The sequence below is a fragment of the Alloyangia pacifica genome (assembly GCF_003111685.1).
Lineage (GTDB): Bacteria > Pseudomonadota > Alphaproteobacteria > Rhodobacterales > Rhodobacteraceae > Salipiger > Salipiger pacificus_A.
Genome location: NZ_CP022191.1, coordinates 42,091 through 62,052, shown reverse-complemented (window position 1 = coordinate 62,052; position 19,962 = coordinate 42,091). Strand labels below are relative to the sequence as shown.

Sequence of the window (19,962 nt, the reverse complement as noted above, 5' to 3'; positions counted from 1 at the left end):
AGTACTTCATAGCCAGTGTTTACTTCGGAATTCACAAGTCAGTCGGCTCAACTGCCTCGGCAACCAAGGTTCATTTCGCTTTCGGCCCGCGCGGCGCGCGACGCCGCGGCCAGCAGGCTGATGTCGTTCGGCCCAACAATAAAGCTATAGCCCGCTTCCCGCAGGTCGGCATAGCTGCGGCCTGCGCCGACGATTGTTCCTAGCATCAGCCCTACGGCGCGCGCCACTTTCTCGACCTCAGCGATCTGGCCTTGGACGTCGGGGTGGGTCATGTCCTCGAGATGGTCCATTGATGCGGCGAAATCATTGGGTCCGACGAAGGCCATGTCGATACCCTCGATGCCCGCGATCTCGGCGACCTCGCGTACCGTGTCGACATGCTCAATCTGCGCCATGATCAGCAGCTCGTCATGAGCGGTCTTGGCGTAGTCTGTACGCTTGCCGTAGTCCGAGGCGCGGACGATAGGGGCTGCATAGCCCCGACGACCGCGGGGGGAATACTGGCAGAAGGCAGCAATGTCGCGCGCCATGGCCGCAGAGCTCACCATCGGCACCATGAGCGAACGCGCGCCGCGGTCGAGCGCACGTTTCAGCGTAGCCTCCGAGCAATCGGGGACGCGAACGATAGCCTGTCCGCCCGCGGCCTCAACGGCCCTGATCAGTCCGAGCCCTTCCTCGAGCCCAGCGGTTCCGTGTTCGCAGTCGATCACCACCACGTCCCAGCCGGTGTGCACGAGAAGTTCTGCCACCTCGGGAGTACCAAACTCGAGCCACGCGGCGGTGACGGTTTCGCCGGCCTGGAGCCGCGCCTTGAGCTTGTTCTTGCCAGTCATGAATTTGCTTCCCTTTCAGAATGTGAAGAACGTTTGCCAATGATCTCGAGCGCCGCCCGGAGCAGCAGCAGGCCCCACACGAGGAGGGTAATTGCGCCCAGCACTGCGGCGGTGCCGCGCTCGAAGAAGCCTGTAAGATCGCCCTGCGCTTTCATCATCGATACCATGAAGTTGCCCTCGACCACCTTGCCGAGAACGATGCCGAGGATCGCCGGGGCGAGCGGGATCTGCGCCCAGGCCATGACGAAGCCGAGCAGTCCGAGAACCAGGACGATCCAAATCGCCATCGTGCTGCCCATGATGGCATAGGCGCCTATAAGTGAGAGCATGAGCACCAGCGGCATTAACACGGCGCGAGGGATGCGCAGAAGGTAGGTTGCTACGGTGACTGCTAGTCCGCCGGTAAGCAGCATCAGCAGGTTGGCCATGAAGAAGGCGCCGAAGATCGTGTAGACGAGGTTGGCATCGGTGGTGAAGATATCCGGACCGGGCGTGAGGCCCTTCATCAGCAGCACGCCGATCGCGATGGCGGTTACGCTGTCGCCGGGGATGCCAAATACCAGCGCCGGGGTCCATGCACCCGCCACGGCGGCGTTGTTCGCGGCTCCGCCGTCAACGATCCCCTCGAGATGGCCCTTGCCAAATTTCTCCGGAGTGCGCGAGAACCGCCGCGACAGGGCGTAGGCGATCCACGCGGCCACGTCGGCGCCCGCACCGGGCAGAGCGCCAACTACTGTACCGCCGAGCCCCGAGCGCATCACTGAAACCCAGCGGGTGCGGATCTCGTGCAGCGCGCCGCACAGGGCCGCGCTGAGTGGCTCGATCTTGATCCGTCGCAGCTTGGTCTCTTCGCCCGAACCGGCATTGCGCAGGAGTTCGGACAGCGCAAAGAGGCCAATCATCGCCGGGATGAAGCTGACACCGTCGTAGAGATCCATGAGCCCGAACGTGTAGCGCGGATGGCCCACGGCGACGTCGATGCCGACCGTGGCAATAGCGAGTCCTATGAAAAGCGATGCGAAGTTGCGTGCCACCGATGCCCCGCCGACGAAGACTGCGCAGCTAAGCCCCAGCGTCGCCAGCCAGAACGCTTCGTCGCTTGAGAAGCTGGCGGAGAGCCGGGCGAGCTGTGGTGTCGCTAAGGCAAGCAGGATCACCCCGATGATACCGCCGAGGACCCCGGCAAACAGTGAGACGAACAGCGTGGTGCGTGGCTTGCCGGATTGGGCCAGCGCGTAGCTGTCCTCGACATAGGCTGCCGAGGCGGGAGTGCCGGGCATCTTGAGCAGCGCCCCCGAGATATCGCCAGCGAAGATTGCGGTGGTGGTGGTGGCGACGATGGCCGCCACCGCCTGCGCCGGGCCCATGAAATAGGTGAAGGGGACCAGCAACGCGACCGCCATGGTCGCGGTGAGCCCGGGCATCGAGCCGACGAAGGCGCCGTAGAGCGTGCACAGCAGAACCGTCGCCATGAGGTGCGGTTCAAGCACGGCGGTGAAGATCGCAAAAATGTCCATGACCAGTCCCCTACCAGGCCACCTGGGTTAGTGGGCCCCATGGCAGCGGCACCCGCAGTACGCTGTAGAACACGAAATGCAGGACGATGGGCGCGAGCAGCGCCACGGCAGTCGCGATTGGCCAGCCGCCACCAAAAACCCACACCGCAATGAGCAGCGCCAGTGCCGCAGCGATGTGAAATCCGAGAACCGGCAACAGGACCGCGAAGGCGGCCACCAACGCCAGCAAGATCAGGATCGGCAGCGCCTGAAGGCGACTTCCTTCGCTTGCCGGGGCGATGCCGCGCGCCGCCTCGAGAAGGATGCCGAGCCCCGACAGGATCAGCCCTGAGGCGATTATGCGCGGAAAGAGGTCGGGGCCAAAAGCCATGGCGCCGATCTGCGGAAAGCCCGAGGCGATCCAGATCATCAGTGTGCCGAGGGCGACAAGCGCCGCCCCCGTCACGATGTCCCGTGTTGCAGTCATTTGTCCCGGCCCGCTTACTTGGCGAGGCCGACGGCCTGGATCACCTCGCCGAGCGCTGCGTCCTGCTGCTGCATGTACGCGGCGAGATCTTCCGCGCCCATGTCGACCACCTCGGCGCCGCGGCTGGCCTTGAAGTCGGCCCACTCCTGCGAGGCGACGACTTCAGCCACAGCCTTTTCATAGGAGCACACGATGTTCGCGGGCATCCCATCGGGACCGGAGATGGATATGTAGGCCGCAAGGGTCCAGCCGCTTTCGAGAGCCTCGGAGGTCAGCGGAACATCGGGCAGCGCCTCCATCGGGCTGTGGTGCATGTAGGCCAGCGCCTTGACCTCGTCGGACTCTACGAGCGTCTTGCCCTCGGACAGGGCGGGGGTGGCGACGTCGACGCCGCCCGCGACCAGTTCCTGCAGCGCCGGGGCGGCGCCCTGCGAGGGAATCCAGCGGATCGCGTCGGGGGCCATCCCCTCGGCGTTCAGCATCCCGGCCAGGGCCAGGTGCCAAATGCCCCCGAGGGACGTGCCCGAGCCGGTCAGCTCGCCAGGGTTCTCTCGCGCATAGTCGAGCAGTTCGTTGACAGTACCAAACGGGCTCTTCTTGCCTACCAGAACCGATGCGGGGACGATGTCGATCAGCGCGATAGGGGTGACGTCCTCGTAGGTCATCTCGGTCAGGCCAACCCAGTGCATGGTGTTGATCTCGACCGTGACAGCGCCAACCGTGTAGCCGTCGGGCTCGGCGCGCGAGATCGCCGAGTGACCGGTGACGCCGTTCCCGCCGGTGCGGTTCACCACGTTGAACGGCACGCCCCAGGACTTCTCAAGAAGACTCGCCAGCATCCGCGAGTTGGCATCGGTGCCGCCACCTGCGCCCCAGGGCACGATGTAGGTGACCGCGCGGTCGGGTTTCCAATCGCAGCTGTCCTGCGCAAGCACCGCGGTTCCGGACGTGGCAATGGCGGCGGCGCAAACGGCCACCCGTGCAAATCTGTACATGTAATCCTCCCATTGATGCACTGCCCCAAAGCATCCTCCGACAGTGCCCGGGGATAGTTGGACCATGGTATACCATCTCTAGTCAATCGTTTGACTAAGCATTTTTTGATTGGTTCGGCGAAAGCGCGCGGATACTGAAGGAATAAAGGCGGGAATGGCATGACAAAAAGAACGACGCTGCGCGACATCGCCGAGGAGCTGGGGCTATCGGTGTCCTCCGTCTCGCTTGCGCTGCGCGCGCATCCCCGGATTCCTGCCGCCACGGCCGAGTCGGTGCGCCAGGCCGCAGTGCGGCTCGGATACATCTACAACCGCGCCGCCGCCGACCTGCGCCGAGCCGAGAGCCACCTCGTCGCGGTCTGCCTCAGCGACCTGTCCAACCCGGTGTTCAACGAGTTCCTCGTGCAGATCGAGGACGAGCTCTGCACCCGCGACCGCAAAGTCTTTCTCGGCGTCGCGCGCGAGAGCCTCGATCAACAACGGCGCTTCCTGCAGACTGCGCTCGAGCATGGGGTGGGCGGGATCGTGCTCTGCCCGGTACACGGCACTGGCCCCACCGATCTCGACGTGCTGCTGCCGCGTGGACCCGGGGCGACGCCGATCGTGCCCACGGCGATCTTCTCGCGGCAGGTCGAGGGGGTGGCGCTGCCGCAGTTCGTCAACGATGACCCGCTTGCCGGGCGGCTGGCGGCAGAGTGCATGATCGAGGCGGGGCATCGGCGCATCGGCTGGATCGGCGGCGGGCAGGACACCTCGACCGCGCGCGGGCGGTTTGGCGGCTTCCGCGCCGCGCTTAAGGAGGCCGGGCTGCCGCCGCCGCTGGTCCGTCACGGGCCGACGAGCCGGGCCTTCGGGCGATCGGCAGCGCTCGACCTGCTGCGGGAAACCGACGCCCCGACCGGGCTGGTCTGCTTCAGCGACCTGGTGGCCTTCGGGGTGCTGGCCGCGATCCGCGAACTGGGGCTCGAGCCGGGGCGGGAGGTGTCGCTGATCGGCTGCGACGACATGGACGAGGCGGCGTTTACCTGGCCCGGGCTGACGACGGTGGCGGTGGACAAGTCCGAGATCGGCCGCGCCGCGGCGCGCTGCCTGCTCGGGGAGTCCCCGGCGCAGGTCTCGGTGCTGCCCCCGGCGCTCATCCGCCGCGGCACGGTCGGACCCGCGCCGCGCTGATCCTCAGTCGCCGCTTGGAGTCCCGACGCTTTCGCGGCCGACGAGCGCGCCGCTGATCAGCACCTTGGTGGCGGGCTCCGGCGCGGTGGCGATCAGCATGTCGTCGAGCAGGCGCACCGCCATCGCGCCGATGCGGCGCTTCGGCACCTCGATGGTGCTAAGGGCGGGCTCGCTCATTGCACTCATCGGCAGGTTGTCGAACCCCACGACCGAGACATCCTCCGGGATGCGCAGCCCGTGCTCGCGCAGCGCCTTAATGAAGCCGAAGGCGATCATGTCATTGGCGCAGAAATAGGCCTCGGCCACGCGCGGGGCGGCAGCAAGCTGAGCGAGTCCGTCGCTGTAGGCGCCCTCGAGCGTCGAATCCACCGATAGGATCAGCGTCTCGTCCGCCTCGAGCCCCAGCGCCGCCATGCCGCGCAGGAAGGCGTCGTGGCGCAGCGCGAAATTGGTCACCGCGGTGTGGCTGGCCACCATGCCGATGCGCCGGAAGCCGCGCCCGGCGAGGTGGCGCAGCAACGCGAAGACCGCCTGGTCGTTGTCCATGTCGACGAAGCTGAGGTCGAGCAGCGGGTGGTAGGTGTCGATGAAGACGACCGGCAGGGGCGCGCGGGCGAGGCACTGCACCTCTTCCTTGGTCAGCTCGGTGCCGAGGATCACCGCTCCGCGCAGGTCGCCCGAGCGCAGGGACTCGGCGATCTTGTCCACGTCGGTGCCCTCGAAGCTCTCGACCTGCAGCGAATAGTCCCGGCGGGTCGCCTCGTAGGACATGCCGTCGATGTAGTCGGAGATGAAGTGATTGTGGTCGCGGTTCACCGTGTGGCCGTGGCGGGCGATTTTGAGAAAGCGCAGCGTGTTGACGGAATCGGGGCGCGTGCGGCCGTTGCGGGGCTTGTATTTCATCTGCCGCACGGCGCTCAGCACCCGCTGGCGAGTCGCCTCCGAGATGTCGCCCTTGCCGTTCAGAACCAGCGAGGCGGTGGCGGCGGAAACCCCGGCACATTCGGCGACCTGACGCAGGGTGACCGGCTTTTTCTCTTGTTTTGTCATGGTTTGTCGCGGGCCCCTGGCGCTGGTGTTGTTTAGTAAACATCGTTCCGAACGCAGGAATGTTCAAGACAGAACGCCTTCGTGACTGCAACGGAAAGACTATTGAACGCTCCTGAATTATTTGTTAGCGATTTACTAAATCAAGAGTAAGTTTACTAAATCCTAGGAGGAGAGGATGCGTAAGCTAGATGGCCGCCTGGCAATTCTTTGGGTGCTCGTGATCGTCTTGCTGGCGATCGGCGGAGTCGCCTCGGGCGGTACCTACCTGTCCCTGTTCAACCTGCAGTCCATGGCGACCCAGGTGCCCGAGATCGGGCTTCTGGCGATCGGCGTGATGCTGGCCATGTGCGCCGGCAACGGCGGGATCGACCTGTCGGGCATCGCGCTGGCGAACCTGTCGGGCGTGGCGTCGGGGCTGGTGGCGACGCAGCTCTTCTCGGCCTACGAGGCGCCCTGGGCCTTCACCCTCGCCTTCGCCTTCGGTGCGCTCGTGGTGGGGGCACTCGGCGGGCTGCTGAACGGGCTGATCATCTCGCGTCTGGGGATTACGCCGATCCTCTGCACGCTGGGCACGCAGATGCTGTTCACCGGGCTGGCGGTGGTCTTCTCGGACGGGCGGTCGGTGACCATCGGCTCGCCGGACCCGCTTTACGAGCTGGGCAACGGGGTTATCCTCGGCGTGCCCTACGGCTTCCTGATCTTCCTGGGCGTGGCGCTGGTGCTGGGCGGGGTGCTGCGCTTCACCCCCTTCGGGATGCGGCTCATGCTCACCGGTGCCAACGCGCGTGCGGCGGACTTCAGCGGCTTCTCGAAGAACACCGTCTTTACCGTCACCTATACGCTGTCCGGCGCGCTGGCGGGGTTGTCGGGGGTGATCATCGCCGCGCGCAACGTCAACGTGAAGTGGGACTATGGCACCAGCTACCTGCTGATCGCGATCCTGATCGCGGTGATGGCCGGGGTACGGCCCGAGGGCGGCTACGGGCGGGTGTTCTGCGTCGTGCTCTCGGCCGTGGTGCTGCAGCTGCTGTCGAGCCTTCTGAATTTCATCGGCCTGTCGAACTTCGTCCGCGACTTCGCCTGGGGCGCGCTGCTGCTCGCCTTCCTCGCGGTGGGGCGGTTCGAACTCATCGAGAGGCTGGCCGCTGGGATAACTTCGGCGCGGGTCCCTCGCGCGTCGAAGGTCTGAGTACGAGGGAACTCTAGGGAGGAGTATACCATGAAGAAGACGTTCAAACTGGGCTGCGCCGCGGCCCTGATGGTCACCGCCGCTAGCGCCGCGATGGCCGAGGGCACGATCACCACGGTGGTCAAGATCAGCGGCATTCCGTGGTTCGACCGGATGGAGACCGGGGTGGAGCTCTTTGCCGAGCAGAACCCTGACATGACCATCAGCCAGGTCGGCCCGGCGCAGGCGGACAGCGCCCAGCAGCTGCAGATCGTGCAGGATCTCATTGCCAAGGGCACCGACGCGCTGGCGGTGGTGCCGATGGACCCGGCAATCCTCGAAGGCATCTTCAAGCGTGCCATGGATCGCGGCACGATCATCGTGACCCACGAGGCCGACAACCAGATGAACACGATGGTGGATGTCGAGGCCTTCGACAACGCCGAGTATGGCGCAGCGCTGAACGAGCGTCTGGCGGACTGCATGGGCGGCGAGGGCAAGTGGACCACCTTCGTCGGCTCGCTGGGCAGCCGCACCCACATGCAATGGGTCGGTGCCGGCGAGGAGAATGCCAAGAAGTACCCAGGCATGGAACTGGTCGATCCCAACAACGAGAGCTTTGACGACGCCAACGGCACCTATGAGAAGGCCAAGGAAGTGCTGCGCAAGCATCCCGACATCAAGGGTTTCCAGACCTCGGCGGGCAACGATGTGCTGGGCGTGGGCCGCGCCATCGAGGAGGCCGGTCTGACCGATCAGGTCTGCCTCGTCGGCACCGGTCTGCCGAACCCCTCGGCGGCCTATCTCGACAGCGGCGCGATCACCGCGATCGGCTTCTGGGATCCGCAGAAGGCCGGAATGGCGATGAACGCCGTGGCCAAGCTGCTGCTCGAGGGCGGCGAGCTCTCCGATGGCATGGATCTCGGCGTCGAGGGCTATGAGAGCGTGACGCTCAAGGATGGCCCGGGCGACGGCAAGCTGCTGATCGGCAACGGCATGGTGCTGGCCGACAAGGACACCTACAAGGACTACCTCTTCTGAGGTTGCCCTGCGCACGGGGGCGCCTGACCGCGCCCTCGGACACATCCGATCAAGAGGCGCATTTCCCGTGACCCACAGCGATCTTCAGGATCAGCCGTTTCTCGAGCTGCGCGGCATCCACAAGCGGTTCGGCGGCGTGCACGCGCTGCGCGGGGTCGATCTGACCCTGCGCGCCGGCGAGGCCTACCACCTGCTGGGCGAGAACGGCTGCGGCAAGAGCACGGTCATCAAGATCATGTCCGGCGCCCATGCGCCGACCGAGGGCGACATCCTGCTCGACGGGGTGCACCACGCCGCGCTGAGCCCGATCATGGCGCTCGAGGCGGGGATCGAGACCGTCTACCAGGACCTCTCGCTGCTGCCGAACCTGACGGTCGCCGAGAACGTCGCGCTTGGCGAACAGCTGGTCGGCGGGCACGGCCGGATGCTGCGCTGGCTCGACCGCGGCAAGCTGGGCGAGACCGCGGCCAAGGCGCTGCGCGAGGTCGGCCTGGAGCCGACCCGGACGCTGCTGGGCACCCGCGTGTCGGACCTGCCGCTGGCGATCCGTCAGCGTGTCGCCATCGCCCGCGCCATTGCCCAGGACGCGCGGCTGGTGATCATGGACGAGCCGACGACCTCGCTCACGCGGCACGAGGTGGAGACGCTGATCGAGGTGGTCGGCCGGCTGCGCGCACAGAATGTCGCGGTGCTCTTCGTCACCCACAAGCTCGAGGAATGCTACCGCATCGGCGGCCAGGCCATCGTCTTCCGCGACGGGCTATGCGTGGCGCAGGGGCCGATCGAGGATTACAGCCGCAGCCAGCTCAGCGCGCTGATGACCGGGCGCGAGATCGAGGCACGGCGCTACCGTTCGGGCGCGCCCTTGGGCGAGGAGCTGCTGCGCCTCGAGGGGCTCGGTTCGGACGAGGCCTTCCAGGGGGTCAGCACGGTGCTGCACAAGGGCGAGATCCTCGGCGTGACCGGCCTGTCGGACTCGGGCCGCAACGAGCTGGCGCTGGCGCTGTCGGGGCATCGCGCGATCACCGACGGGCGGGTCAGCATGGCCGGCGCGCCGGTGCGCATCGACACGCCCGCGCAATCCATCGAGCTTGGCATCGGCTACGTGCCCGAGGACCGGCTGGGCGAGGGGCTGTTCATCGAGAAATCGATCCTCGACAACGAGGTGACGCTGATCCTCGACCGCATCCTCGGACCGCTCGGCACCGTCGATCGTAGCAAGGCCCGCGCCGCCGCGCGGCGCATCTCGGAAGAGATGCAGCTCAACACCTCCGACATCGACCTGCCTGTGGGGACGCTCTCGGGCGGCAACCAGCAGCGGGTGCTGATCGGCCGTTGGCTCAGCATCGAGCCGCGCCTGCTGGTCCTGCACGGGCCGACCGTGGGCGTCGACGTGGGCTCGAAGGACACGATCTATCGCGCCATCCAAGCCATGGCCGAGCGCGGCATCGGGCTGATCATCGTCTCGGACGACCTGCCCGAGCTGCTGCAGAACTGCGACCGCATCCTGGTGATGAACGCCGGGAGGGTCGCGGCCGAGGTCGCCGGTGCGACCGCCAGCGATGACGACATCTACCAGGCAATGCTCGCCTCCCAGCTGGAGGCCGCTGAATGACCATGACCCAATCTTCCCTCGATACCGCAGACACGACAGAGACCGCCGAGGCCGCGGCCCGCCGCCGCCCGGGTATCGCCGAGACCTTCGCGCGCCGTCCGGAACTGGTCAGCCTGTGCCTGCTGATCGCCATCTGCGTCACAGTGGCGGTGATCAACCCGGCCTTCCTGTCGCCGACTTCGCTGATCGACATGGGGCGCGCCTCGGTGGTCACCGGGCTCTTCGCGCTGGGGGTCTTCGCGATCCTCGCGGCGGGGGGTATCGACGTCAGCTTCACCGCAATCGCGGCGCTCACCATGTACTCGCTGACGCTCTTCGTGCTGAAGGTCGCGCCGGGGCTGCCGATGGCGGCAATCCTGGTCATCGCCGTGCTCGGCGGCACCATGCTCGGGGCGGTCAACGGCTGGCTGGTGCACGGCCTCAAGGTGGCGGCGCTGATCGTCACCATCGGCACGCAATACCTGTTCCGAGGCATCCTGCTGGCCTTTGTCGGCACGGTCTGGCTGATGGAGCTGCCGCCGCAGATGGTCGCCTTCGGCAAGGCCTCGATGTTCGACGTCACCACCGCGAACGGCGCGACGGTGACGCTGCCCTGGTATTTCCTGGTCTTCCCGGCCGCCGCGCTGCTGACTTGGGTGATCTTCAACCGCACGCTGATGGGCCGCGCCATATTTGCCACCGGCGGCAACCCCGAGGTGGCGGCTCGGCTCGGCTACGACCAGCGCCGGGTGCATCTCTTCGTCTTCGCATTCGCCGGCGGGCTCGCCGGGCTGGCGGGGATCGTGCACGTCTGCGCCAACCGCATGGCCAATCCCTTCGACCTCGTGGGGACCGAGATCGGCGTGATCGCCGCCGTGGTGCTGGGCGGGGCGCGGATCACCGGCGGCACCGGCTCGGTCTTAGGCACCGTCACGGGCGTGCTGCTGATCACCGTAGTCAATAACGTGCTGGTGCTGGTGGGCATCCCCTCGACCTGGCAGCGCGTCGTGGTCGGCGCCTTCATCCTTCTCGCCGCGGCCTTCTTCGTGACCCGCCGCCGTAAACTGCAATCCCGAACCCGGAAGTGAGCCCATGAAGAAGTTTCTCAACAATCCCGAGGCCTTCGTCGACGAGATGCTCGACGGCATCTACCGCGCCCACCCTGAAGTGACCTATGCCGCAGGCGACTTGCGCTGCTACGTGACCGCCAATCCCGTGCCCGGCAAGGTGGGCATCGTCACCGGCGGCGGCTCGGGACACCTGCCGACTTTCCTCGGCTTCGTCGGCGAGACCATGCTCGACGGCTGCGCCGTGGGCGGGGTGTTCCAGTCGCCGAGCTCGGACCAGATCCTCGAGGTGACCAAATACGTCGACCAGGGCGCCGGGGTGCTCTACCTCTACGGCAACTACACCGGTGACATCATGAACTTCGACATGGCCGGCGAGCTGGCCGAGCTGGAGGACATCGCGACCCGCACCGTGATGGGCAATGACGATGTCGCCTCCTCGGTGGTCGGCGAAGAGCACAAGCGCCGCGGCGTGGCCGGGATCTTCTTTCTCTACAAGGCCGCCGGCGCGGCGGCGGCTCGGATGCTGCCGCTCGAAGAGGTCGCCCGCATCGCCGACAAGGCCCGCGCCCGCACCCGCACCATGGGGGTAGCTCTCTCGCCCTGCATCGTGCCCGAGGTGGGCAAGCCCGGTTTCGAGATCGGCGAGAACGAGATGGAGATCGGCATGGGCATCCATGGCGAGCCGGGTATCTCGCGCGAGACGATCAAGCCCGCCGACGAGGTGGTCGACACGATGATGGCGAAGATCTTCGCCGAGACCGACTACAATTCCGGCGACGAGGTGGCCGTCCTGCTCAACGGCCTCGGCGGCACGCCGCTCGAGGAACTCTACGTCCTGTTCCGCCGGGTCTCGATCCTGATGGAGGAGCGCGGCGTGAGGATCCGCCATTGCTGGCTCGGCGAGTTTGCCACGTCGATGGAAATGGCCGGGGCGTCGATCTCGGTGCTGCACCTCGACGACGAGCTGGAGCCGCTGATTGCCGAGCCGGCGAACACGCCGTTCTTCAAGCACATCAAGGGATAAGACCATGGCACTGACTGCGGAGCAGATGCGCTCGCTCTACACCGCCTGGGCCGAGCGCTTCGCGGCCGAGCGCGAGGCGCTGATCGCGCTCGACGGCAAGGTCGGCGACAGCGATCTCGGGATCACCATGTCCAAGGGCTTTGCCGCCGCCAACGAGGCGGTGCACGGGCTCGATGGCGCGTCCGTCGCCGGGCAGATGAAGGCGGCGGGGGCGGCGCTGGCCAAGGCCGCGCCCTCGACCATGGGCACATTAATGGCCACCGGTTTCCTGCGCGGCTTCAAGGCGCTGGAGGGCGCCGAGCAGTTCGGCACCGCCGAGGCGGCTGCCTTCTGGCGCGCCTATGCGGACGGTGTGGCGCAGCGCGGCAAGGCGCAGCTCGGCGACAAGACGGTACTCGACGTGCTCGACCCGATCGCCGCCGCGCTCGAGGGCAGCGACGTGGGTCTTTCTGGGGCGCTGGAGGCCGCGGCAGAGGCCGCGGAAGAAGCGCTGGAAGCGACCAAGCTGATGGTTGCGCAGCACGGCAAAGCGGCGGCCTTCCAGGAAAAATCGCGCGGCCTGCCGGATGCCGGCGGCACCGTGGCGCTGATCCTTATCGAGGTCATGCGCGACGTGGCACGGGATGCGGCGCAGGGCTGAGCCAGCCGCCACGACCGCGACGCACAGAAGGAGACAACATGCATTACAGGCAACTCGGACGCAGCGGGCTGAAGGTTTCGGCGCTCGCCATGGGCAGCTTCACCTTCGGCGGCAAGGGCGATTTCGGCATGGTGGGCGCGCAGGGCGTGCCCGAGGCGCAAAGGCTCATCGACACCTGCCTCGATCACGGCATCAATCTGCTCGATACAGCCAACATGTACTCGACGGGTCTGGCCGAGGAGATCCTCGGCGCGGCGCTCGAGGGGCGGCGCGAGAGGGTGCTGATCTCGTCCAAGGCGCGGATGCGCATCGGTGACGGGCCGAACGACGAGGGCGCCAGCCGCTGGCACCTGATCCGCGAGTGCGAGCGCAGCCTGAAGCGGCTGTGCACCGACCACATCGACATCTACCACATCCACGAATGGGACGGGCTGACCCCGGTCGAGGAGACCATGGAGGCGCTCGACACGCTGACCCGGCAGGGCAAGATCCGCTACGCCGGCTGCTCGAACTACACCGGCTGGCAGCTGATGAAGGCGCTGATGGCCTCGGAGCGACACAATCTGACGCGATTTGTCACCCAGCAGATCCATTACACCGTCGAGGCGCGCGAGGCGGAATACGAGCTGCTGCCGATCTCTCTCGACCAGGGGCTGGGGGTGACGGTCTGGAGCCCGCTCGCCGCCGGGCTGCTCAGCGGCAAGCACCGCCGCGACGGTTTCGCCGAGGGCAGCCGGCAGGCGAAAGGCTGGACTGAGCCGCCGATCCGCGACTGGGATCGGCTGTGGAACATCGTCGACGTGCTGGCCGAGATCGGTTCCGCGCATGAGGTCGAGGCGGCGCAGGTGGCGCTGGCCTGGACGCTGGGCCGTCCGGCGGTGGCCTCGCTGGTGGTCGGTGCCAGCGCGCCAGAACAGATGCAGCGCAACCTGCGCGCGCTCGACGTGGATCTCAGCGACGACGAACTCGCCCGCATCGACGCGGTGAGCCGCCCGCCGTTGATCTATCCGCACTGGCACCAGGCGCAGTTCGCCAGGGCCCGTTTCGCGGGGCCCGAGCGCGCTCTGCACGGGTGACCCGGCAGGGCGAGGGGATTTCACCCCGCCGCCATTATCTCGCGATAGGCCGCGTGATCCGCCTGCATCCGGCGGAACACGCGGTACTTTGCGTCATGGTAGGCGGCAATTGCACCACCCCGCGGCGCGATTTCTTCCACCGCGGGGGCCATGGCGCGCATCGCCTCGGCGAGCGAGCGCTGCGCCCCAGCCGCTACTGCGCCGAGCATGGCCGAGCCGAGAAGCACCGGCTCGCGGGCCTCCGGGACGATCACCGGGACACCGCAGGCATCCGCCGTCTCGCGCAGGTAGAGCGCGTTCTTCGCCAGCCCGCCCGAGACAACAATGCTGTCGATCGCGGCCCCGGCGGCGCGCACCTCTTCCAGAATGTGCCGCGTGCCGTAGGCGAGCGCCTGCAGCGTCGCAAGGTAGTCGAGCGCGAGATCGTCGCGCCCGGTGTCGAGCGTGATTCCGTCGATGCCGCCCCTGCGCCAGGGCGCGGCCAGCGGCGAGCGGTTGCCATGCGCGTCGGGCTGGACGTGGCGCGAACGGGTGAGCGTGGCCGTATCCTCTGCCATCTCGGAGAGCCGGGCATCGAGCAAGGTGGCGGGGTGCCGGCCCGCGGCCAAGGCTTCGGCTCTCAGCGAAGGATAGGCACCATGGCGGGCGAGGAGGGCGTCAATGAGTGCCCCGGCCGCAGACTGCCCGCCCTCGTTGACCCATAGCCCAGGCAGAAGCGCGCCGAAATAGGGCCCCCAGACGCCCGGCACATAGGCGGGCTCGGCGGTCACCGCGATGTGGCAGGTCGAGGTCCCGGCGATCATTGCGAGGCTCTGCGCGGCACCCGCACCCAGCGTGCCAAGCGCCCCGGCATAGGCGTCGATGAGGCTCGCGCCGACCGCGATGCCCTCGGGCAGGCCAAGCTCGGCCGCGGCCAGCGCCGTCAGCCCGCCGAGCCGGGTGCCGGGGGTGGCGATCTCGGTGCCGATGCGCGCGTGGCCCTCGGGGCCGGTCAGCGCGTCGAGGCCGATCGTCGAAAGGAAGTCGTCATCCCAACCCTCGCCTTCAAGCCCGAGATGGCCGAGATAGGTCCACTTGCAGACCAGCGAGCAGAGCGAGCGCGCCCGGCTGCCGCAGGCGCGCCAGACCAGCCAGTCGGGCAGATCCCACAGGTGCGCTGCGCGGGCGAAGCGGTGCGGCATCTCGCGCTGGAGCCAGCGCAGCTTGGGCATCTGCATCTCGGGGCTGATCACCTCGCCGACGTGGCGCAGCGGTGCGCCGCCGATGGCGTTGATCTCCTCAGCATCCGAGAGCGCCCGGTGATCCATCCAGACGATCACGTCCTGCCCGGCCGCGCCCTCCGGGCCGATCGAGACGGGCCGGTCCGCGGCATCCGCCAGCACCAGCGAGCAGGTGGCGTCGAAGCCGAGTCCTGCGACCTCCTCCGGCCGGACGCCCGAGGCCGCGACCGCCTCGCGCACTGCGGCGCAGATCGACTCCCAGATATCGGCGCTGCTCTGCTGTGCCCAGCCAGGACGGGGACGCCACATTGTGATCTCGCGCCCGCTGGCGGCGAGCAGCGTTCCGCGCTCGTCGAACACCCCGGCGCGCGCACTGCCGGTTCCCACGTCGATACCGATAAACGTCATCTGGCCTCCCTACGCCGCCTTGCTGGAGCCGTAATACAGTTGGTCTCGCGAGTTCCGAAGTGTCCGACGCGCTAGAAACGTGGAGATCTCCGCGTTGGCGGGCGACGCCTCAGAGTGGACACCATGCTCGCTTGCGATCGTGATGACAAGGAAGCTCAGCTCCTGCGTTATGAAGGTTTGACCCTTTTTGCTTTGGGTTTTCGCTGATTGTGGCCTTCTGAGAGTTGCCGTCCCGCGACTCCCTTCGAGCGCGACCTTGGAGTGGCACCTGACGGCAGGTTTGAAGCACACGTTTTTGCCTTACGCTCCCAAATACCGGATTAGGGCTCGCGCGCAGCCGGCGCCCAGACGGCGGAACGGAGCGCCTCGGAGCCAAGTCGAAGACGGTCGCGCGTTCAATTCTCTGATGGCTCGGTCCGTGGCAACGAATGTTCCATGATTTGTGAGTCACAGGGATGGTTCACTGTGCATTCTGCAAGGACTGAGCAAGCGATAATATCGCTGACTGCACTCAGATCGACCGGCAGCAGCGCATCGGGCAGGTTGTGATAGCTGACCGGGCGCAGGAAGCGGCGGATCGACATGGTGCCGACCGAGGTCGCGCCGAAGTTGGTCGGGGCCGGGTACGGGCCGCCCTGCACCATCGCCTCGCGGACCTCGACGCCGGTGGGGAACCGTTGATCAACAGCCGGCCCGCCTTGCGCTCGAGCACCGGCATCAGGCGCTGCGCCGGGGCGGTGTCCCCCTCGTCCATATGGAGCGTCGCGGTGAACTGGCCTTCGAAGCCGCGCGCCAGTTGGTTCATTTCGTCCGGACCCGAAACACGCTCCACTAGGCCGAGCGGGCCGAAGACCTCTTCGTCAAGCGCGTGGCCCTGCAGGTAATTGGTGGCGTCGGTCTCGAAAAGGTTGGGCAGCGCGTTGCGGCCCTCGCTGTCGGTGACAAGCACCGGCTGCACGGTTTCACGGCATTGCGGCCATCGAAGCGCGACTTGCCGTCCTTATAGGTCTGCGTAATACCATCGGTGAGCATGCACTGGGTGGTGACGCCCTTCAGCGCCGCGGCAGCCGCGGCCACGAAAACGTCGCCCTCGGGACCGGTTTCGACCACCGCGATGCCGGGGTTGGTGCAGAAATGGCCGGCGCCCATGGTGAGCGAGCCAGCCCAGCCGGTGCCGATGTCAGCGCCGCGCGCTTTCATCGCCTCGGGGTGTATGAACATCGGGTTCACCGAGCCCAGCTCACCGAAGAAGGGGATCGGCACGTCGCGCTGCGCGCAGAGATCAAACACCGCGCGACCGCCGCCCAGCGAGCCGGTGAAAACCACGGCGTTGATCAGCGGGTGCTGCACCAGCGCCTGACCGACGTCGCGCTTGCCGCCCTGCACCAGCGGGAAGACGCCCTTGGGCATGCCAGTCTTCTCGATCGCGGCGAGGATCGCTTCTGCGACGATTTCGCCGGTGCCGGGGTGCGCGCCGTGGCCCCTGACGACCAAGGGCAGCCCGCGGCCAGCGCGGCAGCGGTGTCACCACCCGAAGTGGAGAAAGCGAGCGGGAAGTTCGAGGCACCAATGACGGCAACCAGGCCGGTCGGGCGATGCACCAGTTTGATGTCGGGGCGCGGCAGCGGCTGGCGTTCGGGCAGAGCCTCATCATGGCGGATGTCGAGATAATCGCCCTTCAGGATGCGTTCTGTGAACAAACGCAGCTGGCCGGTGCTGCGGCTACCCTCGCCCTGCAGGTGGCCTTCGGGCCGGCCGGTTTTCCAACGGCCAATCTCGGTTGTCATCTCGCCGCGCACCTCGATCTCGTCGGCGATGGCCTCGAGGAATTTCGCGCTGCTCTCGCCGCTGGCGTAGCCGTAGCGTCTTCGGCGGCCTTGAAGGCCTGATCAACCAGATCAAGGGTGCGGACGGGGAACTGGTGCACCGGGCCGGTAACGGCCTGGGAGGAAGATTGCGCTTTGGTGGCGATCCATTCGCCTAAGATTAGGTGTTTGCCGTGCGGGTGAAGATCCGTGTCGTGCCGTGCATGGTAACGTCCTTTCCGGCGTCTGCTCGTGCATTGATGTTTGGATCTCTGCCGGTGGAATGTGCGTCGTGATCGCGTGACGAGACGCCCCGCCGTGTGAGTGTCTCGACAAACTCCAGCCTTCTATCGAGGTTCACCCCACGGGATAAGGTCCTGAGCAAGGCGCTGTGCCCAAGCCAAGCATTGAAGCGTGGTATCGAGCAGATCAGCGTGCAGGCAGCCGGTAGAACTCCGCAGCATTGGTTTCGAAGATCTTGGTGAGGTCTTCGGACGTATAGAGGTCCGATAGCAGCGCGCAGGCCAGTTCGGTGACCTCTGAATGGGTCGCGGCGAGCGTGCACACCGGCCAGTCGGTTCCGAAAATCAGCCGGTTGGGACCGAAGGCCCGTGCCACGTGGCTCAGGAAGGAGCGGATGCGTTCTGCGGTCCAATCCGCCCCAGCCTCAGTCACCACGCCCGAGATTTTGCACGAAAGGTTCGGGTGTGCGGCGATGCGGGTGATGTCCTGCCCCCATTGCCCGAACTCGCCGGTGGTCATGTCCGGCTTTGACATATGGTCGACAACGCCGCGCAGACCGGGCACGTCGGGCAGCACCTGCAAGAGCGCCGGCAGATGCCGGGGGAAGGTCAGGATGTCGACAGGCACGCTGCGGCGCGCGACTTCCGAGAGGGCGGCCCGGAAGGCGTCCGAGGTGATGAGAGTGGGATCGTGCTCCTGCAGCATCGGCCGGAGCCCCACCCACTTCGGCTGGTTCATGTAGTGTTCGAGCCGCCTGGCGAAATCCGGGGACGTCATGTCGAGCCAGCCCACCACGCCCGCGACGAAATCGGACCGGGCGGCGATTTCGAGCAGGAAATCGGTCTCCGCTTCGGTCTCCGCTGCCTGCACGACAATGGTTCGTTCGATCCCGGCCTTGGCTATCAGGGGCGCAAGGTCTTCGGGCCCGAAGTCACGCAAGAGCGGGGTCAGGTCCGGCGTCATCCAAGCGTAGTCTCCGCGATCGATCTGCTAGAAGTGCTGATGGGCGTCGATCGTCAAGCCCGCAGGACTCCTTTCTTGAGAATGAGGTTGGCGTAGAGCCGCCGTTCGCCCGTCGCCACGATGGCATAGGCGGTCTTTGCGCGGTCGTAGAAAGCAAAGCGGTCAATCTCCTCCATCGTGACCGGCGCGCCTGCCGCATCGGAAAGGATGCGATCAAAGTCATCGTAGATCGGCGGGCGACCGTCGGGAGAAGACATGGCGGCGGCAGGGGCAACGACGAAATCGTCGAGGGGCATGACCGAAAGAATTGCTTCGGCGACGCGGTCAACACCGATGCCCGGCAGGCGGATCAGGCGCCGGGCCAAGGCGGCCGCCGGAAAGTTGGCGTCGGTCAGGACGATTTCGTCGCCGTGCCCCATGTCGCGCAGGATGGCGAGAAGGTCCCCGGTGAGCAGCGGGTCGATACGTTTGAGCATTGTCGAAGCCCTTTGTTAGTGGCCTTTGGTCGCGAGAAGCGCGGCTTCGAGATCGGACCAGAGGCCGTCCGGCAATTCGGTACCGAACCACTCGACATTCTGTTGAAGCTGCTCGGGGGTCTTGGCGCCGATCACCACGGAGGTGACAGCAGGGTGCCGGATGGGGAAGCGGATCGCTGCGGCGGCCAATGGCGCGCCGTAGCCGTCGCAGACCTCGCGAAGCGCCTCGACGCGGGCGATGATCTCGGCAGGTGCGTCGGCATAGTTGAACTTGCGCCGCCCGCCCTTGGGTGCAGCGAGAATGCCGGAATTATAGACCCCGCCAAGCGCCAGCGCGACACCACGCTTTTGCGCGATCGGCAGGAAGCTGTCTTCGGCATCGCGGTCAAGAAGCGAATAGCGCCCAGCCAGCATGCAGCAATCGAGGTCGGTTTCCTCCAGCGCGTCGCGGATCACCTCCCATTCGTTGACGCCAAGCCCGAAGCCCTTGATGTCGCCAGCAGATTTCAGCTCTTGAAGGGCGCGGAAGCCGCCGCTCTTGGTCAGGGCGTTCCAATGATGGGCGTTCGCCTCGCCGTGGGTGACCGGGCCGATGTCGTGGACATAGAGCAGGTCGATCCGGCGCAGGCCGAGGCGTTGCTGGCTGTCGTCATAGCTTCGCATGATGGCGTCATACGAATAGTCGAAGACCTCGCGGAAGGGCAGGGCGTTGACGAAGCCCGGATCGAGTGGGTTCTTCGGCGGTTCGGGGGGGAGTGGCCGACCGTGCCGCTCAGTGGTCATCAGCCGGCCCACCTTGGTCGAGAGCGCGTAGCTGTCGTCCTTCTCGCGCAGAACGTGCCCGACGAGATGCTCCGCGCGGGTGAGCCCATACATCGGTGCGGTGTCGAAATAGCGGATGCCAAGGTTCCAAGCGCATTCAAGCGTGGCCAGCGCCTGGTCTCGCGAAACATCGGCATAGAGGCCGCCAAGCGGTGCCGAGCCGATGCCAAGGGCGGTCAGGGTCAGCCCGGTATCGCCGACCGGCCGGGGCGTGGATGCGGTGATGGTCATACAGGGATCCCTTCAGGAATTTTGCGTCTGGGCCAGTGTGCGCAGTAGGGGGCGAGAACCACTACCGCGACCCCGATCAGCAGCGGAGAGCGTCGCAGCGAAGTGACGCTGGTTGCCGGTTCCACTCCGCTCAACATCCCAGTGAGC

The 19,962-nt window shown here is 66.4% G+C and carries 17 protein-coding genes and 1 pseudogene; 8 read left to right on the top strand and 10 right to left on the bottom strand.

Features of this window, described 5'->3' with window-relative positions; genetic code table 11:
• Positions 1–47: 47 nt before the first annotated feature.
• From CEW88_RS19460 to CEW88_RS19445, 4 genes are read right to left on the bottom strand one after another with little or no spacing between them, the layout of a single operon-like run.
• Positions 48–833: an HpcH/HpaI aldolase family protein gene (locus CEW88_RS19460; protein ID WP_108970044.1), complete on the bottom strand. Its 786-nt coding sequence runs from the start codon at positions 831–833 to the stop codon at positions 48–50.
• Complete coding sequence (locus CEW88_RS19455) at positions 830–2,350, bottom strand: tripartite tricarboxylate transporter permease (RefSeq protein ID WP_108970043.1); 1,521 nt, start codon at positions 2,348–2,350, stop codon at positions 830–832. Before CEW88_RS19455 ends, CEW88_RS19460 begins: the two co-directional genes overlap by 4 nt.
• A 10-nt stretch (positions 2,351–2,360) precedes the next feature.
• A complete protein-coding gene (locus CEW88_RS19450) occupies positions 2,361–2,816 on the bottom strand; it encodes a tripartite tricarboxylate transporter TctB family protein (protein ID WP_108970042.1) in 456 nt (151 codons plus the stop codon).
• A gap of 14 nt (positions 2,817–2,830) precedes the next feature.
• A complete protein-coding gene (locus tag CEW88_RS19445; RefSeq protein WP_108970041.1) occupies positions 2,831–3,811 on the bottom strand; it encodes a tripartite tricarboxylate transporter substrate binding protein in 981 nt (326 codons plus the stop codon).
• A 159-nt stretch (positions 3,812–3,970) separates the two neighbouring features.
• On the opposite strand from CEW88_RS19445, the gene CEW88_RS19440 reads away from it, so the two are divergent.
• On the top strand, positions 3,971–4,984 hold the full coding sequence (locus CEW88_RS19440; RefSeq protein WP_108970040.1) for a LacI family DNA-binding transcriptional regulator: 1,014 nt from the start codon (positions 3,971–3,973) through the stop codon (positions 4,982–4,984).
• Between the two features lie 3 nt (positions 4,985–4,987).
• Here CEW88_RS19440 and CEW88_RS19435 read toward each other — a convergent pair whose 3' ends face one another.
• The gene (locus CEW88_RS19435; protein WP_108970039.1) at positions 4,988–6,034 is read right to left on the bottom strand and encodes a LacI family DNA-binding transcriptional regulator; all 1,047 of its coding nucleotides are present in this window, start codon (positions 6,032–6,034) and stop codon (positions 4,988–4,990) included.
• A 175-nt stretch (positions 6,035–6,209) separates the two neighbouring features.
• On the opposite strand from CEW88_RS19435, the gene CEW88_RS19430 reads away from it, so the two are divergent.
• From CEW88_RS19430 to CEW88_RS19400, 7 genes are all read left to right on the top strand, one after another.
• Complete coding sequence (locus CEW88_RS19430) at positions 6,210–7,223, top strand: ABC transporter permease (protein WP_108970038.1); 1,014 nt, start codon at positions 6,210–6,212, stop codon at positions 7,221–7,223.
• Positions 7,224–7,253: 30 nt separating this feature from the next.
• Positions 7,254–8,243, top strand: coding sequence for a substrate-binding domain-containing protein (locus tag CEW88_RS19425; protein WP_108970037.1), 990 nt, complete (start codon positions 7,254–7,256; stop codon positions 8,241–8,243).
• 67 nt (positions 8,244–8,310) lie between these two features.
• The gene (locus tag CEW88_RS19420; RefSeq protein WP_108970036.1) at positions 8,311–9,858 is read left to right on the top strand and encodes a sugar ABC transporter ATP-binding protein; all 1,548 of its coding nucleotides are present in this window, start codon (positions 8,311–8,313) and stop codon (positions 9,856–9,858) included.
• A 2-nt stretch (positions 9,859–9,860) separates the two neighbouring features.
• A complete protein-coding gene (locus CEW88_RS19415) occupies positions 9,861–10,925 on the top strand; it encodes an ABC transporter permease (RefSeq protein WP_108970391.1) in 1,065 nt (354 codons plus the stop codon).
• Between the two features lie 4 nt (positions 10,926–10,929).
• On the top strand, positions 10,930–11,931 hold the full coding sequence (locus CEW88_RS19410; RefSeq protein WP_108970035.1) for a dihydroxyacetone kinase subunit DhaK: 1,002 nt from the start codon (positions 10,930–10,932) through the stop codon (positions 11,929–11,931).
• Between the two features lie 4 nt (positions 11,932–11,935).
• Complete coding sequence (locus CEW88_RS19405) at positions 11,936–12,571, top strand: dihydroxyacetone kinase subunit L (protein WP_108970034.1); 636 nt, start codon at positions 11,936–11,938, stop codon at positions 12,569–12,571.
• A 38-nt stretch (positions 12,572–12,609) separates the two neighbouring features.
• The gene (locus tag CEW88_RS19400; RefSeq protein WP_108970033.1) at positions 12,610–13,647 is read left to right on the top strand and encodes an aldo/keto reductase; all 1,038 of its coding nucleotides are present in this window, start codon (positions 12,610–12,612) and stop codon (positions 13,645–13,647) included.
• 20 nt (positions 13,648–13,667) lie between these two features.
• Here CEW88_RS19400 and CEW88_RS19395 read toward each other — a convergent pair whose 3' ends face one another.
• The 5 genes and pseudogenes from CEW88_RS19395 to CEW88_RS19375 form a co-directional block, all read right to left on the bottom strand.
• On the bottom strand, positions 13,668–15,275 hold the full coding sequence (locus CEW88_RS19395) for an FGGY-family carbohydrate kinase (RefSeq protein WP_108970032.1): 1,608 nt from the start codon (positions 15,273–15,275) through the stop codon (positions 13,668–13,670).
• A 509-nt stretch (positions 15,276–15,784) separates the two neighbouring features.
• Positions 15,785–17,262 (bottom strand): annotated as a pseudogene (locus CEW88_RS19390) (aldehyde dehydrogenase (NADP(+))); the annotation flags it as partial.
• A 247-nt stretch (positions 17,263–17,509) separates the two neighbouring features.
• The gene (locus CEW88_RS19385; protein ID WP_254694562.1) at positions 17,510–18,286 is read right to left on the bottom strand and encodes an amidohydrolase family protein; all 777 of its coding nucleotides are present in this window, start codon (positions 18,284–18,286) and stop codon (positions 17,510–17,512) included.
• Between the two features lie 53 nt (positions 18,287–18,339).
• Complete coding sequence (locus CEW88_RS19380) at positions 18,340–18,762, bottom strand: RbsD/FucU family protein (protein WP_108970031.1); 423 nt, start codon at positions 18,760–18,762, stop codon at positions 18,340–18,342.
• A gap of 15 nt (positions 18,763–18,777) precedes the next feature.
• The gene (locus CEW88_RS19375; RefSeq protein WP_108970030.1) at positions 18,778–19,815 is read right to left on the bottom strand and encodes an aldo/keto reductase; all 1,038 of its coding nucleotides are present in this window, start codon (positions 19,813–19,815) and stop codon (positions 18,778–18,780) included.
• Positions 19,816–19,962 lie beyond the last annotated feature (147 nt).

Bases quoted from the DNA above. Each gene is read 5' to 3' on its own strand.
- CEW88_RS19460 (WP_108970044.1), bottom strand. From the start codon at position 833: ATGACTGGCAAGAACAAGCTCAAGGCGCGGCTCCAGGCCGGCGAAACC.
- CEW88_RS19455 (WP_108970043.1), bottom strand. From the start codon at position 2,350: ATGGACATTTTTGCGATCTTCACCGCCGTGCTTGAACCGCACCTCATG.
- CEW88_RS19450 (WP_108970042.1), bottom strand. From the start codon at position 2,816: ATGACTGCAACACGGGACATCGTGACGGGGGCGGCGCTTGTCGCCCTC.
- CEW88_RS19445 (WP_108970041.1), bottom strand. From the start codon at position 3,811: ATGTACAGATTTGCACGGGTGGCCGTTTGCGCCGCCGCCATTGCCACG.
- CEW88_RS19440 (WP_108970040.1), top strand. From the start codon at position 3,971: ATGACAAAAAGAACGACGCTGCGCGACATCGCCGAGGAGCTGGGGCTA.
- CEW88_RS19435 (WP_108970039.1), bottom strand. From the start codon at position 6,034: ATGACAAAACAAGAGAAAAAGCCGGTCACCCTGCGTCAGGTCGCCGAA.
- CEW88_RS19430 (WP_108970038.1), top strand. From the start codon at position 6,210: ATGCGTAAGCTAGATGGCCGCCTGGCAATTCTTTGGGTGCTCGTGATC.
- CEW88_RS19425 (WP_108970037.1), top strand. From the start codon at position 7,254: ATGAAGAAGACGTTCAAACTGGGCTGCGCCGCGGCCCTGATGGTCACC.
- CEW88_RS19415 (WP_108970391.1), top strand. From the start codon at position 9,861: ATGACCCAATCTTCCCTCGATACCGCAGACACGACAGAGACCGCCGAG.
- CEW88_RS19410 (WP_108970035.1), top strand. From the start codon at position 10,930: ATGAAGAAGTTTCTCAACAATCCCGAGGCCTTCGTCGACGAGATGCTC.
- CEW88_RS19405 (WP_108970034.1), top strand. From the start codon at position 11,936: ATGGCACTGACTGCGGAGCAGATGCGCTCGCTCTACACCGCCTGGGCC.
- CEW88_RS19400 (WP_108970033.1), top strand. From the start codon at position 12,610: ATGCATTACAGGCAACTCGGACGCAGCGGGCTGAAGGTTTCGGCGCTC.
- CEW88_RS19395 (WP_108970032.1), bottom strand. From the start codon at position 15,275: ATGACGTTTATCGGTATCGACGTGGGAACCGGCAGTGCGCGCGCCGGG.
- CEW88_RS19385 (WP_254694562.1), bottom strand. From the start codon at position 18,286: ATGACGCCGGACCTGACCCCGCTCTTGCGTGACTTCGGGCCCGAAGAC.
- CEW88_RS19380 (WP_108970031.1), bottom strand. From the start codon at position 18,762: ATGCTCAAACGTATCGACCCGCTGCTCACCGGGGACCTTCTCGCCATC.
- CEW88_RS19375 (WP_108970030.1), bottom strand. From the start codon at position 19,815: ATGACCATCACCGCATCCACGCCCCGGCCGGTCGGCGATACCGGGCTG.